14 protein-coding genes are annotated in these 16,125 nt (G+C 20.8%); 10 read left to right on the forward strand and 4 right to left on the reverse strand.

Annotation, left to right across the window (positions count from 1 at the left end; translation table 11 throughout):
- Positions 1-118: 118 nt before the first annotated feature.
- Both AC5SL4_RS00840 and AC5SL4_RS00845 read left to right on the forward strand, forming a co-directional pair.
- Positions 119-1,072, forward strand: coding sequence for a GDP-mannose 4,6-dehydratase (locus AC5SL4_RS00840; protein WP_494587403.1), 954 nt, complete (start codon positions 119-121; stop codon positions 1,070-1,072).
- 310 nt (positions 1,073-1,382) lie between these two features.
- The gene (locus tag AC5SL4_RS00845; RefSeq protein ID WP_494587404.1) at positions 1,383-2,234 is read left to right on the forward strand and encodes a glycosyltransferase; all 852 of its coding nucleotides are present in this window, start codon (positions 1,383-1,385) and stop codon (positions 2,232-2,234) included.
- Here AC5SL4_RS00845 and AC5SL4_RS00850 read toward each other — a convergent pair.
- Genes AC5SL4_RS00850 through AC5SL4_RS00860 form a run of 3 tightly spaced genes read right to left on the reverse strand, consistent with a single transcriptional unit; the run spans position 2,224 to position 3,658 of the window.
- The gene (locus AC5SL4_RS00850; protein ID WP_494587405.1) at positions 2,224-3,003 is read right to left on the reverse strand and encodes an MraY family glycosyltransferase; all 780 of its coding nucleotides are present in this window, start codon (positions 3,001-3,003) and stop codon (positions 2,224-2,226) included. The two genes, AC5SL4_RS00845 and AC5SL4_RS00850, sit on opposite strands and share 11 nt — an antisense overlap.
- A gap of 53 nt (positions 3,004-3,056) precedes the next feature.
- Complete coding sequence (locus AC5SL4_RS00855; protein ID WP_494587406.1) at positions 3,057-3,212, reverse strand: hypothetical protein; 156 nt, start codon at positions 3,210-3,212, stop codon at positions 3,057-3,059.
- A complete protein-coding gene (locus AC5SL4_RS00860; protein ID WP_494587407.1) occupies positions 3,209-3,658 on the reverse strand; it encodes an acyltransferase in 450 nt (149 codons plus the stop codon). The genes AC5SL4_RS00855 and AC5SL4_RS00860 overlap by 4 nt, the downstream gene beginning before the upstream one ends.
- A gap of 1,657 nt (positions 3,659-5,315) precedes the next feature.
- On the opposite strand from AC5SL4_RS00860, the gene AC5SL4_RS00865 reads away from it, so the two are divergent.
- The 7 genes from AC5SL4_RS00865 (at position 5,316) to AC5SL4_RS00895 (ending at position 13,691) form a co-directional block, all read left to right on the forward strand.
- Positions 5,316-6,794, forward strand: a complete 1,479-nt coding sequence (locus AC5SL4_RS00865) for a hypothetical protein (protein ID WP_494587408.1) — start codon at positions 5,316-5,318, stop codon at positions 6,792-6,794.
- Positions 6,791-7,093 (forward strand): carbamoyltransferase N-terminal domain-containing protein, encoded by a 303-nt coding sequence (locus AC5SL4_RS00870; RefSeq protein ID WP_494587409.1) that lies wholly within the window; start codon positions 6,791-6,793, stop codon positions 7,091-7,093. Before AC5SL4_RS00865 ends, AC5SL4_RS00870 begins: the two co-directional genes overlap by 4 nt.
- A gap of 8 nt (positions 7,094-7,101) precedes the next feature.
- Positions 7,102-8,523 carry a carbamoyltransferase family protein gene (locus AC5SL4_RS00875; protein ID WP_494587410.1) on the forward strand — a complete coding sequence of 474 codons (1,422 nt, stop codon included), beginning with the start codon at positions 7,102-7,104 and terminating at the stop codon, positions 8,521-8,523.
- Between the two features lie 460 nt (positions 8,524-8,983).
- Positions 8,984-9,751 carry an O-antigen ligase family protein gene (locus AC5SL4_RS00880; RefSeq protein WP_494587411.1) on the forward strand — a complete coding sequence of 256 codons (768 nt, stop codon included), beginning with the start codon at positions 8,984-8,986 and terminating at the stop codon, positions 9,749-9,751.
- Between the two features lie 26 nt (positions 9,752-9,777).
- Entirely contained in the window at positions 9,778-11,079 is a 1,302-nt protein-coding gene (locus AC5SL4_RS00885) for an O-antigen ligase family protein (RefSeq protein ID WP_494587412.1), read from the forward strand.
- Between the two features lie 33 nt (positions 11,080-11,112).
- The gene (locus tag AC5SL4_RS00890; RefSeq protein ID WP_494587413.1) at positions 11,113-12,846 is read left to right on the forward strand and encodes a hypothetical protein; all 1,734 of its coding nucleotides are present in this window, start codon (positions 11,113-11,115) and stop codon (positions 12,844-12,846) included.
- 62 nt (positions 12,847-12,908) lie between these two features.
- The gene (locus AC5SL4_RS00895) at positions 12,909-13,691 is read left to right on the forward strand and encodes a glycosyltransferase (protein ID WP_494587414.1); all 783 of its coding nucleotides are present in this window, start codon (positions 12,909-12,911) and stop codon (positions 13,689-13,691) included.
- 27 nt (positions 13,692-13,718) lie between these two features.
- Here AC5SL4_RS00895 and AC5SL4_RS00900 read toward each other — a convergent pair whose 3' ends face one another.
- Entirely contained in the window at positions 13,719-15,392 is a 1,674-nt protein-coding gene (locus AC5SL4_RS00900) for an LIC_10190 family membrane protein (protein WP_494587415.1), read from the reverse strand.
- 3 nt (positions 15,393-15,395) lie between these two features.
- Here AC5SL4_RS00900 and AC5SL4_RS00905 point away from each other — a divergent pair, with 3 nt between their 5' ends.
- Positions 15,396-16,103 carry a glycosyltransferase family 2 protein gene (locus AC5SL4_RS00905; protein WP_027306736.1) on the forward strand — a complete coding sequence of 236 codons (708 nt, stop codon included), beginning with the start codon at positions 15,396-15,398 and terminating at the stop codon, positions 16,101-16,103.
- The last annotated feature ends 22 nt before the right edge of the window (positions 16,104-16,125 follow it).

Raw genomic sequence — 16,125 nt, forward strand, 5'->3', positions numbered from 1 at the left:
AAATAAAGCTGACAAGAGTTATCTGCTAGATAATAAGAAGTTATTTAATGTGACAAAATTAAAAGAGAAAAAAAAAAATTACTTAACTATTCTCAAAATTTAGGAAAAAAATTAAAATATGCGTAAAATATTAATTACAGGCGCTGCTGGTTTTATAGGCTCCCATTTATCTGAGCATCTTTTTGAAATATACAGTAATACCAAATTTATTCTTTATGACAAGATAACTTATGCAGCTAATAAAAAGTATCTAAATAAAATAATTAGAACAAAAAAGGTGAAGTTTGTAAAAGGTGATCTATTAGATTTCAAATTATTGCAAAAAAATTTAAAGAACGTAGATTTAGCTATAAATGTAGCTGCAGAAAGTCATGTAGATAATTCTTTTGGGAATTCTTTAATTTTTACTAAAACTAACACTCTGGGTACACATATTTTTTTAGAAGCGTGTAGAAAACAAAAAGTTAACAGAATTATTCATGTAAGTACTGATGAAGTTTATGGTGAAAATCTTGGCATACCTTTTAAAGAAAAACAATTTTTAAATCCTACAAATCCATATTCTGCATCTAAAGCTGCTGCTGATATGATAGTTAATGCATACAAAAAATCTTATAATATGAATATAAGCACTTTAAGGGCTAATAATATTTACGGCATTAGACAGTATCCTGAAAAATTAATTCCAAAAACAATTTTTTGTTTGTTAACTAAAAAAAAAATGCCAATTCATGGAGATGGTAATAATTATAGACACTACCTTTCAGTAGATGATTTTTGTGATGGTGTGATTAAGATAATTGAAAATGGTAAATTAAATGAAATTTACAATATATCTTCAGATAGGCATTACAAAGTTAAAGATATAGTTAAAATTATAGCTAAGAATTTAAACAAAGATTTTAAATCCAATATAAAGTTTGTTCAAGACCGTCCGTTTAATGATAAGATTTATAAGATTAATTGTACTAAGTTAAAAAGATTAAACTGGAAAGTTAAAAGAAATTTAATAAATGATATTTCAATTATTTGTGACTGGTATAAGTCAAATATTAATTTATTTATAAAGTGAAAGTAGTTTTTGTCTCTTTTAGTGATTTTAAAGGTGGTGCCTCTATGGCAGCCTATTCAATTTTTAAATCGTTAAAAAAAAAAATATTTTTTTTTTAACAGCTTACAGCAAACATAAAAAATCAATTGTTATTTATAATATTTTTAATAAAATTCAAATTTTTATTTTAAGACTTATTGAAAAATCTTTAATTTTTTTTTTTAATAAAAAAAAATATCATCAATCACTAAATATTTTTAATACCTTTATATATAAAAAAATAAAATTTTATAAACCAGATATAATTAATTTACATTGGATAAACAGATCGATGATATCACTTTCAGAAATAGATAAGTTTGATGAAAAAATTGTAATTAGTCTTCACGACTTGTGGTTCTTAAATAGTACTGAGCACTACTTTGAAAAAAAAAGAAATATATTAAGTTTTTTAGATAGGGTTTGCTGGGAAAAGAAAAAGAATTTAATCAATAAAAAAAATATTTTTTTTATTGCTCACAACAAATGGATGTTAAATAAAGCTGTTGATTTATATCCACATTTAAAAAACAAAATATTTCTTTCAAAGTATTACCCGATTGATACTAAGGTTTTTAAACCTAGAAATAAATTTAATTTAAGAAAAAAATATAATTTACCTTTAGATAAAAAAATAATTCTTTTTTCAGCTCAGGATGTAGATGATAAAAGAAAAGGATACCATTATTTTAAAAAAATTTTAACAAAATTATCTAAGAATGATAATTTTTATTTTTTATCGATAGGTAATGTAAATAAAAACTTGGATTATTTTGAAAATTATAAACACTTTAAATTTTTATCAAATAATGACACATCTGAAATTTATTCTCTATCAGACATTTATTTATGTACATCCATAATTGACAACCTTCCTTTAACAATTTTAGAAGCCTTATCTTCTGGAAATTTAGTAATTAGTTTTAAAAATGGTGGTGCAACTGAATTGTTAAAAAATCTAGGTCAAAGTTTTAAAATATCAGATATTGATAAAATTATTAATTTTATAAAAAATATTAACGATTTGGAGATAAAAAAATATTCAGATAAATCACGAAAATTTGCTTTAAAAAATTTTAAATTTCATAATTCAAAAAAACAATACCAAAAAATTTTTAATACAATTCACAAATTTAAAATTTAATAAATAATTTTTTGTTATGCTTAAACAATATAATTAAAAGTGAATAAACTAAAATGTTGATAATAATGAGATAGTAAGATTGAACTTCAAAAAAACTATATATTAAATTTGGCCATAATATTAATATTAAGTAAATTAGTAACGATTTATTAATACTAAGTTTATTTGTAAGTATATGATGTAAGTGGTTACGATCACCTTTGAAAGGATTTTTTTTGTTATAAATTCTAACACAAAATAATCTTAACATATCTATTCCAGGAATCATAAATGCCATAAATATTTTTTCAGATGATAGAGAATTTGGAGCATATTTGTATTTATGGATAGTATAAAGAGCTATAAATGTTGATAATAAATATATACCAGAGTCTCCCATGTATATTTTATTTTTAATGTTAAAAATTAAAAAAATAATTAATGGTATTATAATTAGGAATAAAAAATTATTTAAAATATTATCAGCTTCATATAAAATAAAAATATAAGATAAAAAAATTATACTTGAGTTTCCATTAATTCCATCGGCCATATTCATACTGTTTATAAAAAGAATTATAAATAATGCTGTTATATAAAGTGAAAGTTGCCCAAGCATGTAGTCTTTTTCAAAAGTTTCAAAATATAATTGATAAACCACAAATTCATTATCAAATTTCAGAAAAATTATTAGTATTAAATATATACATACAAGCCTAATTATATAATTTAGATCCAAGATATCATCAATTATCCCTATAAGAAAAATTCCAGAAATAGTTATCAACAAATATAAATTTTCAATAATTAATTCATTATTTAAACTATAAAGATTAATTAGTCCTAAAGAAAAAAAAAATAGATGCCAAGTCCTCCAACCAAAGGAGTATCATCATTATTTTTTTTATATAAGGATGTAAATTTTGATACTTTTTTGGAGACTGTATAAAATAATATTAACATTAATGAAGAAGCAAAAAAATATATATAAATATTCATTTAAGTTTTCTTGCTGGATTGCCTGCATATTTTCCTGGTTTTGTTATATTTTTTGTAACAACAGAACCAGCACCTACAACAACATTTGAACAAATTTTTACAGGAAGTATCGTTGAATTGCTACCTATGTAAACATTTGAACCTATTTGTGTTTCTCTCCATTTTGTTTTATTCCCAAGAGCTGGCTCACCATTCTTGAATTTATCGTTAATAAATATAACACCATGTCCAATAAAACAATTTTCACCAATTGATACTAATTCACATATAAACGAATGTGACTGTATTTTGGTGTTACTGCCAATTTTGACATTTTTTTGAATCTCGGTGAACGGCCCAACAAAACAATCTTTTCCAAATTCAGCCTCGTAAATATTTACAGGGCTAATAATTCTAAGATTTTTGCCTTTTGTAATTTTTATTATTTTAGATTTTATAATTTTCATCATGTTTAATTTTATCAATATACAATAAATTTTAGAATATAAAGTTAATATAAATTATTATTAATAAGTAGTAAAACACTTAGGATTAATACGGGGGTGCTATAAATTCCTAAAATTAAGTTTTTATCAAATGTTTCAAAGTAAATTTTTTCTAATAAATAATTATTGCTAAAATTAATTAATACAAGATAAATTATTTAAACAAAATCAAGTTTAAAAATGATTATAAATCTTTTAAATTGTCTAAAATACAAATTAAAAAAAGACATGAAAATTAAACAAAAAAAATTTGTGATTTGAGACATAATCGAGTGAAAATAGTAAAACTGAGTATGAAATAAAATGAAATGCCCATCAATTAAATAAGTGGGTTCTTTACGAATTTTTCTAATCACATTTGGAGGTCTAAAAAATAATTACCAAAGATTTTATTTTAACTAAAACGAAATGAATAATAATTATTTATATTAAAATTAATAATTGCAATATATGATTACAATTTAATTAATTAAAAAATAAATGAAATCAAAAACATTTTTATTAGAGTTGATTAATATTTTATTAAATAATTATTTTTATCAATTTTTTATATTTTTATTTCTCCTTAAAGGAGATTTTATTTTAATTTCAGAAATTACTTTTGTATTAGCTCCACTTATTTTTTTTAAAGAGTCATTATCTTCAAACTACAGAACACTATTGTTAAGTGATAAAAGACATAACTTTTACAAAGTTTTTTTAAAACAAAGAATTATATATGCAACTTTGGTTTTAATTATATATTTTTTTTTTATAAATTATTTTGCCAAAAGTGAAGATATTCTTTTTCTTACTTTAATAATAATCTTAACGAAGTTTATGTGGATTAATGAATTAAGGATTACTACTTATGAGATAAATTATAATACAAAAAAAATAATTGAAAATTTAATTTTTTTGATCATTTTATATATATTTTTTACTTATTATATATTTTTCCCTAGTAAAAATTTATTATATATAGCCATAATCACAATAGTTTTTTTAACTTTAAAATTTATTTATATACATAAAATTAATTTTTTATACATTTTTAAAAATCTTAAGATTCAAAAAAAAATTGATTATAAACTTTTATCAACAATCAGTATAAATTTAGTAAATTTAATTTGGAGAATATCTTTTTTTTTATTACTCGAAAAAGAATTTTCTGGAATTCTTTTTTCAGTGTTTGCTATTATGTCTTTTCCATCATCACTCTATAGTAATACAATTGGTATGGCATTAGAAACTCAAAGTATAAAAAAAAATTTATTTAAGGGAATATCAATAATATATTATTTTGTTATTTTATACGTATTGTATTATATTTTTGTAAATAGAGTTGACTCATTAAATAATATAATCTTATCGAATTTTTTTTATATGACTTCACTATTTTCTCTTATAGGCAGTTTAATTATGATCTTTGCTATAACTAAAAGAATTAAAATTATTAATGTAAAAAAATTAAAAAGAAAAATACTTTTCCAACTGGACATAATATATGCCATACTAAATATTTTATCTTTGATAATTGTATATTTTTTATTTGGTAGTTATTTTTTTTCTATATTATTTTTTACATCTTCAATCTTTTCTTTAGTTTATTATATATATTATAGTAAAATAAAGTATGATGATTAAAATTAAAGATCAAATTTATCTCAATTTTTTAAATTTATTTTTAAACATTAGTCTCTATTTTTTTGTAGTCACAAACCTAGATATTAATAAGTTTTATGCATTATTATTTTATCTATCATCCTTTTTTTTGATCTTTTATTCTTTTTATTTTAAAACTATATTTTTTGAAAAATTTTTATCAATATTTGTGTGGCTTGGATTTCCTTTTAAGTTAGGAATCCCATATGTGCTTTTAAGTTTTGGTTACGAGGTCAATTTGTTTCCAGAAAATTCTTCGTATAATATTTTTTCAAAAGATGTTTATAACGAAGCTATTATCTTTTCTACATGTGGTATTCTTGGTTTTATTTTTGCAAGCATAGTGAGAAAGAAATATATTTTTTTTTACCCTTTTGAAAAAAATTTATTAAAAAATAATATATGGTTTTTTTATGAGAAATATAAGTTTAAAATTCTATTTATTTATATAATTACATTTGTCTCAATAAATTTTTTTAATTTATATTTTGAAATTTATCAGAAAGGAATTTCATCTAATTTTTCTTCAAATTTTTTAATAGTTATTTTTAAATGGTTGTTATTAATGGGATTTTCTTCTTTTGCATGTTGTTTTATATATTATGATTTGGTAAAAAAAAAAAATTATAAGATTACTTCTGTTTTATTCCTACTAGAAAGTTTCTTTTCAAATATATCAATATTAAGTAGAGCTTTTGTGTTTAATGTGGGAATACTTTTTATATCATTTTTTCATTTATTTAGAAATAATGTAAGAATAAAAATTTCAATTGTTTTAAGCTTGTTAATTTTTGCAATAATATTAATTTTTTTAAATATCAATATTACGACTAAATTAAGAAATTGTGTTGTAAATTATCAAAATATTGACAAAAGCGAAAAAATATTTTTTTCTAGAAATTGTCTAGCTTCTCAAAAAAAACTTTTAAGTAATAAAATTTCAGGCACATTAAGTAAATTTTCATCTCTATCATTTGCTAGATGGGTTGGTATAGATTCAATGATGGCAGTTATGAGTAAAAAAGAGCACCTTAACTTAAATTATTACACTTTTTTTTTGAAAGAAAAAAAAGTATTAGATGAAAAAAGCTACTATGAAAAATATTTTTTGAATCAAGATAAATCAAAAACCCGTACAATAAATACCAATCACATCATTTTGCCTGGGTTTATTTCTTATCAATCAATTTCAGGATCAAAATTTTTTGTATTTTTATCTTGTTTTGTGTTGGGTATAATAGGAGCTTATCTTGAAAAATTTTCATATAGATATTCATATAATAATTTTATACTTTCAGCTTTAATTTCATATTTATTTGTTTTTAGAATGATACATTTTGGATATTTACCATTTAATACCTTAATTTATTTTTTATCCATAATTTTTGCTTTCTCACAATTTAGAATATACAACTTTATCTTAGACAAAATAAATCCAATTAAAAAATCATGATTATTTTAGGTTTGAATATATTTCATGCAGATACATCAGCTGTACTAATTGTAAATGAAAAAATAATTTCTGCTATTGAAGAGGAAAGATTTACAAAAATAAAACACTTTTCAGGGTTACCTATAAACGCAATTCAACATTGTTTAGACTCATCAGATATAAATATTTCAGAAGTAGATATAATAGCTGTAAATTATAATTCAAAATATAATTTCTTTCAAAAAGCTCTTTTTAGTCTTAAAAACTTTAATTTTTCAATTTTAAATAAAATAATTTCTTTAAAAAAAAAAATAATATAAAAAATATTTTGGAAGAAGCACTTAATAAAAAAATTAATGCTAAAATAATGTATGTACCTCATCATATTTCACATATATCGTCTAGCTATTTTATATCTGGATTAGATGACGCAATCGGATTAACTGTTGATGGTTCTGGAGATTTTTCAACTTCTGAGAGTTATCTTTTGGAAAATAATTCAGTTAATATTATTGAAAAAGTAATTTATCCCAATTCTCTTGGAATATTATATCAAACATTTACTCAATATTTAGGATTTCAAAATTATGGAGACGAATATAAGGTAATGGGATTATCATCTTATGGTGATCCAAAATATATAAATAGAGTAAAGAAAGTAATAAGTTATGATAATTGTGGTAATTTTAAATTAAATTTAAAATATTTTAATCATCATAAAAATATATTGAATTTTAATTCAGATGAGGGATTACCAATTTTTTCAAATTTTTTTAATCATAAATTTATAGAACTTTTTGGAAGTCAGCGTATTCTAAACTCTAAAATTGAAAAATATCACAAAGATTTGGCATCCTCAGTTCAAAAAATACTTGAAGAAATAATTATATTTAAAATTTCATATTTACATAAAAAATATAAAAAAAAAAATTTGGTTTTATCTGGAGGATGTTTTTTTAACTCAATTTTAAATGGTAAAATTCATGATCTTGAATTGTTTGAAAATATTTTTATCTCACCATTTGTTGGTGATATGGGTGGTGGTTTAGGAGCCTCTTTATATTTGATAAAGGAAAGAAAATATTTCAAAAATGTTCCTTTAGAAACTCCATATCTTGGAAATAATTATAGCAATGAGTATATTGAGAGGGAGGTTATTAAGGAAAAAAATCTTGAAAATTCAAATACTATAATTTTTAAATATTATAAAAACTTTTCAGATATTTCATCCTTTATTGCAAAGAAAATATCTGAAAATAAATTAGTTGCATGGTTTCAAGACAAATCTGAATTTGGACCAAGAGCTTTGGGGAATAGATCGTTACTTGCTAATCCTATGAATAAAAAAATAAAAGAAATAATTAATGAAAAAATAAAAAAAAGAGAAAATTTTAGACCCTTCGCACCAATTGTATTAGAAGAAAGTTACAAAGATTATTTTTATCAAAAATTTCCATCGCCTTATATGGCATTTGTATTTAAGGCAAAAGAAAAAGCCAAGAATGAAATTCCAGGAGTTGTTCATGTAGACGGCACATCTAGAGTACAAACTGTGAATAATAATCAAAATCCCAAGATATATGAATTATTAATTGAATTTAAAAAATTGACAAATGTACCTGTGCTTTTAAATACTTCTTTAAATATTAACGAACCAATTAATAATGATCCATTAACTGCTTACGAAACATTTACAAAAAGCAATATTGATATTCTAGTCATGCAAAATTATGTTTTTACAAAAAAATAATTTTTTTTTATATAATTTTTTTTTTATATATTTATTTGTTTGCTCAATCTATTTATGGTCCATAAAATTTAATTTAATTGAAGCCAGACATTTAATTGCATTATTAATTATACCGATCATTTATAATAATAAATTTAATAAAGGAGACTTTATTATAATTTTACTATGTTCAATTTTATTCATACATAAATTATTATTTATTGAGAAAAATCAAATTTTAGAAAGTTTATTTATATTATTTTACTTAATTTTACTTATTAAAATCTTGGGACAATATTATAAAATTTTTTTAAGTACAATTTCAGATCAAATAAATTTATTTTTTATTTTATTTATTTTATCGTCTGTACTTACTTCTCTTTACTATTTTTATGAGCATAACATTCTTTATACTCATTGTTTATTAGGCTGTTTTAGTTTATTTAAATTTTTTTTTTTAGAAAATTCACATTTAGGAATGATGTCTAGTTCAGTAATTTTATACACTCTATATTTGAGCTCAATAAATAATAAAAAAATCAAATTTATATTATTTCTAATTTTTCTATTAATTTGTTTTCTTAATTATTCTCTTACACTTGTTGTGGGACTAATATTTAATTCTTTATTTATATTGGTATTTTTCTGGAAGTATATTAATAGAAAATACTTGATTTACTTGATGTTGACTTTGATTATTTGCTCCAACATAACTTTAAATAATAAATTGTATTTAGCTAAAATTCAATCTGTGCTTGAGCCAATCAAAAACATGTTATATAATAAAAAAAACATAAATACTAATGAACTTAAAAAAGTTGAGAATGATAAAAAAATTATTGTTCATAAAAATCTATCATCTGATGTTTGGCTTACATCTGTAAAAATAACATTTATTTCTATATTTAAATATCCTCTAGGTGTCGGTTTAAATAATTATGAAATTGCGCATAACAAATTTATTGATAATGTGACTACTAGTTACGAACTCACCAAGAAATTAAACATTCAAGATGCATCTAACAATTTAATGAAAATCATTGTGGAGTTTGGAATTTTTTCAATTTTTTTAGTTTATTTAGTATTAAAATTTATTTTTTCAAAAAAAATTGACCTAAAATATAAAATTTTTTTATTACCAAATATTTTCACACAATTACTATTTCGGGGAGCTGGTTATTTTAATGGTGGTTTTATAATTTTTATAATAGTTATGGCTTACTTAATTTATGAGAAAGAGATAGATTAATTAATCTTTTTAAAAATAATTAAATAATGAAGTTTATAAATTTAAATAATATACAAAAAATTCTACATTTTTTTATTTTAATTTTTCCTTTAATAATTGTTTTAAAAAGTGCTGCGATTAATATAACGTTAGTTATTATAGGTATAATTTCAATATTATTAATTATTAAAAAAAAAGATTATTTTTTTTTTAAAGACTATTTTGCTAAATTCATAATAATTTTTTTAGCATTTATTTTTATTAATTCATTGTTTCAATTCTACAGTATTGAACTTTTAATTAAATCTTTAGGAAATTATAGGTATTTATTATTAACTTTTGGTGTATTTATTACTTTAAGAAATATCACAAAAAAAAGTTTATCTTTATTTATTTATTTAAATTCTATCCTAATAATCTTAATAGGTTTAGATATTTTTTATCAATACAATTTTGGTAAAAATATTTTTGGATTATTGCCAGAGATGTGTGACAAGAATCTAAAAAATTGTGTAAGATTTTCAGGAGTATTTGGATCAGAGCTGATAGCAGGTGGTTTTATCAGTCAAATAGGATTGTTAACTCTATTTTTAATTAAAGATAATAATATATTTAAAGAGAAGACTTTAAATAAGATTATCCAAAACACATTTGTCTTATTTTTATTTATAATCATTCTTTTAACGGGGGAAAGAAATGCACTATTAATATTTCTAATTTGCATATTTTTATATTATTTATTTCAAAAAAAAATAAAAATACGTAGTATTTTAATTTCCAACTTTATTTTTTTTATAATCTTGTTTGCTCTTTCACTTAATTCTTTTTCTATAAAGACAAGATATGTAAATTTCTTAAATTTTTTAAATGTAGAAAAAAAAGCAAGTTTGGTTGAAAAAATTAAAAATAACCCATGGGGTTATCATTATCAAGCAGCATTTGAATTATTTTTAAAAAAACCTTTAGTGGGACATGGATATAAAAGTTTTAGATTTAAATGTGGAGAAACTATAATAGATAAAGATACGATTAAAAGAAACCATTACTATAAAAACTATAGAGCGTGTTCATCACATCCTCATAATTATATGATGGAATTTTTGAGTGAAAATGGAATTATAGGTTTTCTATTTTATATAATTTTTATACTAATAATTTTTCTTAAAATTTTAAAAGCAAGGAAAAACAAAGATAATAATTTTTTACTGTTTGGTGTGGGCAGTTTATTATTGGCAATATTGTTTCCATTCAAGCCATCTGGTTCATTTTTTACAACCTTTAATGCCTCAATTTTTTTTTATTTATTAGGATTTTTTATTTATAGTGTACGACAAATCAAACAAAAGTAGTCAGATATAATTTTATATAATTAACTTTACCTAATGAATTATTTATTAATTTTAAGTATAGCATTTATTTTATTTAGTTATTCAAATTTTATAAATTTAATTTTTAGAACTAGATTGAATGAAACATTCTTAATTACAATTTGTTCAATAATAATATTTAATTACTTTCTATTTAAATTAAATATTTATTTTAACTTAACAATTTTAAATTATACCTTCTTAATTATATTATTATCAGCTTTTCTATTTTTACCAATTATAATAAAGAATAATTCCAAAATTAATAAAAAATTAAATTTAGAATTTCTATTTATTTTTTTATTAATTTTTATTCTAAGTAAAGATAGATACTACCTGGATCAAGATGAATTCTCATATTGGGGTGTTGCTTTAAAGAATTTAACACAAAACATAGATGGGTTTAATTTTAAACATCACCCAGATGGATTAAATTTATTTCGAAATTTATTTATCTTTTTTGAATATAACGAAGGAAATATTATTTTTTCTAATAATTTAATATTAATTTCAGGATTTTATTACTTATTTTATGATAGAAAATTAATTTTTTTTGAAAAATTTTTTTTATTTACGGTTTATTATTTATTGTTGAATAATTTAAGTTTTGGATTTCTATCCATATATTCTGATCCTATATTATCAGTTTTTTATGCATGTTTGTTAAAAAAAACTTATTACATGTTTAAAGATGGAAATTCTTTAAAAGAAATCAATTTTTTATTTATCTTTTTTACAATTCTTTTATTAAATAGAAGTGCACCAATATATGCAATTTTTATATTTTATTTATGTTTAGGTTTATTTTTTTTAAATTTTTATAATAAAAATAGAACTGGAATAGGCTTATTTATATTAACTTTCATAATTTCTGGATTATTAATCTTTATATTCTTACTTCCATACTTAAAACATAATTATCCTTTAATTATTAGTTTTTATTTTGAAATTTTATTTTATTCAGATGTATTGACAAAAAAATTAATAGATTTTTTTCTTGCCCCAATTTATTTTTCACACTTTGGAGTAACACTAAATGGTATTTTTCAAATAATATTTTCAACAACATACAAATTATTTGAATTTCAAATACCAATAATCTTTTATGTTGTTTTATTATTATTATTTATGTTTTTTAAATTTAAATATAAAAAATTTATAATAATAAGTACTATACTAATTATTGTCACTTATATGATAATAATTTTGATTTTAAAAATTGAGTTAGAGAATTTACACCTATTAGCAGTTCCTAGGTATATTGGAATTATGATCTTAGCTAAGTTTCTTTTTTTAATTTCGATAGTTACGTTTTATAATAAATTAATTCATAAAAATCATCTTATGATATTTCTGCTATTTAGTTTATTTATTGTAACACCAAAAAAAACTTTGGGTTTTTTTGTAACAGATAAAATATATTACAGTGATTTATCAAATTACAATTTTAAAAAAAATAGAGAAAAAATAAGCATATTAAGTGATTTTAAAAATAACTTTGATGATGTGATTGTCATACACAAAGAAGATTATTCTGATTATACTAATAATTCAGTAGCAGGCTTTCATACATTTTATTATAATATTATTGAATATGAAATGTTTCCAAAAAAAACAATTTTCCTTGAGTATAAAAAAATTCATTTATTAAAAAAAACAAATTCATTAATTATATTATTTGACTTACCAGCTATAGATATTTCAAAAATTAATACTAACAATAATTTTTATAAAATTAACACCTATTAAAATAAACAATAACATTTATTTAATATTAAATTATTTCATATATTGTAACAACATATAATTAAATGAAATTTAGTATTATTACAGTTGTAAAAAATGAAATATCTAAAATAGGATTAACAATTAAAAGTTTAAAAAATCAATCATTTAAAGATTATGAGCACATTATCTTTGATGGAAAGTCAACAGATGGAACAAGTGAATTCCTAAAAAAAATATCAAATAAAAAAATACTATATTTTAGAGAAAATGATAAAGGTGTTTATGATGCTCTTAATAAATCTTTTAAAAAAGCAAAAGGTGAATACCTTATAGTCCTGCATTCAGGTGATTTTTTCTATTCAAAACACTCATTAAATTTATTATCAAAATTTATAGATAAGAATAAGAATTATGATTTTTATTTTTCTAATATTTTATTTTACAATCAAGAGAATAAAAATATCTCAAGAGTCTGGAAGATACCTTCAAAAAATAATGATAAGTTAAATTTTTTAAAAATAGCTCATACTTCACTATGTGTAACAAAACATATATCAAAAAAAATTTTTTATGACGAAAAATTTAAAATTTCAGCTGATATGGATTATCTTTTTAAACTTTGTCAAAATTTTAAAGGAAAATATTTTGATAATTTTTTTATTTATATGGAAGATCAAGGTTTGAGTAATTCAAAAAAGTATTTTTTTATAAAATTAAAAGAAGATATCAAAATTCTTTATAAAAGATTTAAGTTTTTTATTCCACTTATTTTGATATATAAATTTTTTATTAAAATTCCAGGTTTTTTTGCCAAAAAAAAAATACTTAATAAAAAATATTTTAATGAGAGAAACAAATTAATATAAATCTTTCAATTATTTTTTTTTAAAAAACTAATTAATTACAAAAATTGAATACGTAAACTTCTTAATATGTTTAATATTTTTATTTATTACGTATGATGTGCAAAGGGAACTACTGTACATACATAATCCATCACCATCTTCTGCATAATAATAAAAAAAGTTATCTTTTATTTTAATTTTTTGTTTTGTGTTTATTTTTTTTATTTTACTTGGATCAAGTGTATAGATATTAGGCCATTTATCATTTTCATTATTAATAGATAATTTTTGTGATTGTTTGGCTGTGAAAGCAATAACTGATAAAATTAAAAAAAACTTAAAAATAAATACATTTTTTATATTCTTGGTATTATTTTTAATTATCATTATAAATAATAGTGCAATTAATGTAATTAAATAAGAATACCCGTATCTATAAATAGGAAATATAAGAAAAAAAGAAAAAGTTCCAATTAGACTAGTGAGTATTGATAACCAAAGTCTTATTAGAAAGTCTACATCTTTATTTTTAGATGCTCTGCGATCTTTGGTTTGATTTTTTATAAATATTATAATTAATAATAAAACTACAATGTATGGAGTAATTATATTTAATATATATTTCATATGTTTTTTTCCCCATGCATTTACCCAATTAAAATCATTACTAAATTCTTGCATTGATATTTTTTTATTGTCTCTGTCAGGCCAGGCTTTAGACCAAGCTTGTCCTTCTATTTGTGAAGCTTTAATTTGTTGAATATTTGTCCATGGTAGTTTTTCTATACATGACTGTTTAATTGGATAAATAGTACATCCACTTATGATGATATTTTTAATTAACCAGATACTTAGTAATAAAATTGGTAAAGAAAAGATTGAATTGAATATTTTAATGAATTTAAAATTGTTTTTTATTAAAAAAATTGTTGAAGGTATTAAAAAAACCAATCCTAGCATTGGTTTATTTATAAATATAAAAACTGATATTAATAATATCTTACTAAAATTTACTTCTTTTAAAGTATTTTTTAAAATACAAGATATTAAATAAAAATAAGATAAATGTGCTACGGCATCATTTCCAAAGCTGCTATACCTTGTAATTTTAAATGAAATATAAATTAAAATAAATAATGAAAAAATTTTACTAATATTGATATGTTCTTTATTTTTTATAATTGTCCACACATCAAAAAAAAAGTAAAGATAAAAAAAAGAAACAATGCTCGCTAACGGAATGCTTATACCATTGTTTAAAAACAGGTAATTATTATTTATAGCTGACAAATATTGTATTATTGAAACATGTGCAAATCTAGAATGAATATTGCTTAAACCAAAAAAAATTTTATTTTCATTCAGTATAGATATATACGGTAAGTGGTACAGACCTGCATCTGGTCTATTAACATTACTTTTAATTATTAGTAAAAATGTTAAAAGAGATGAGATAATTAAAAACAGGAAAATTTTTTTATCAAAATTATATTTAGTTTTAAATAAAAATATAATTATTATTAGAATATAAACTAAAGTGTTTGTTAATTGACTCAGTGGTACAAAGAAATTTAATAACAAACCAACAGAAGAAATAGCTATAGCACCAATAAAAAAAGTGAAAAAATTTGAATTATCACCAAATTTACTACGTGATAACACAAGATAACCAGAGCAATAGTATACAAAGTTTGTTAATATTGAAAAAATAAGTATATCCATAGGATGATCAAATTGAATAAAAAATTATCAATTATTATTCCAGTATACAATGAAAAATATACTATTCAAAAACTTTTAAATAAGATTTACAAATTAAGAAATTTGAAAAAAGAAATTATTGTGATCAATGATGCTTCTACCGATGGAACAAAAGAAATCTTAGAAAAAAATAAAAAAAGAATTAAACATCTTGTAAATCATAAAAAAAATCAAGGAAAAGGTGCTGCAATTCAAACAGCACAAAAATTAGTGCAAGGTGATATAGTATTAATACAAGATGGTGATTTAGAGTATGAACCAAGTGATTATCATAAACTTTTGAAAGAAATTTATAATGGAAATAAAGTCGTTTATGGATCAAGAGTCCTAGGTAAAAAAAGATATTTAACACATAATTTTTCATCTATATTGAGAGTATTTTACAACCATGTACTTACAATAATCTCCAATACTTTGAACAATCAGGACCTGACAGATGCTCATACATGTTACAAGATGTTTCAAAGTAGTATTTTTTTGAAAATTAAACTTAAGGAAAAAGATTTTAGTTTTTGCCCTGAAATTACAACAAAAATTGGACTAAAAAATATTAAAATTAAAGAGATACCAATTAAGTACTATGGAAGAAGTTATGAAGAGGGTAAAAAAATTAATTTTATGGATGGAATAAAAGCACTATTGACTCTATTCAAATACAGGTTTTTTGTTTAAACATAAGATTATTATAATATTA

Source organism: Candidatus Pelagibacter sp. PS_02 (genome assembly GCF_059418065.1).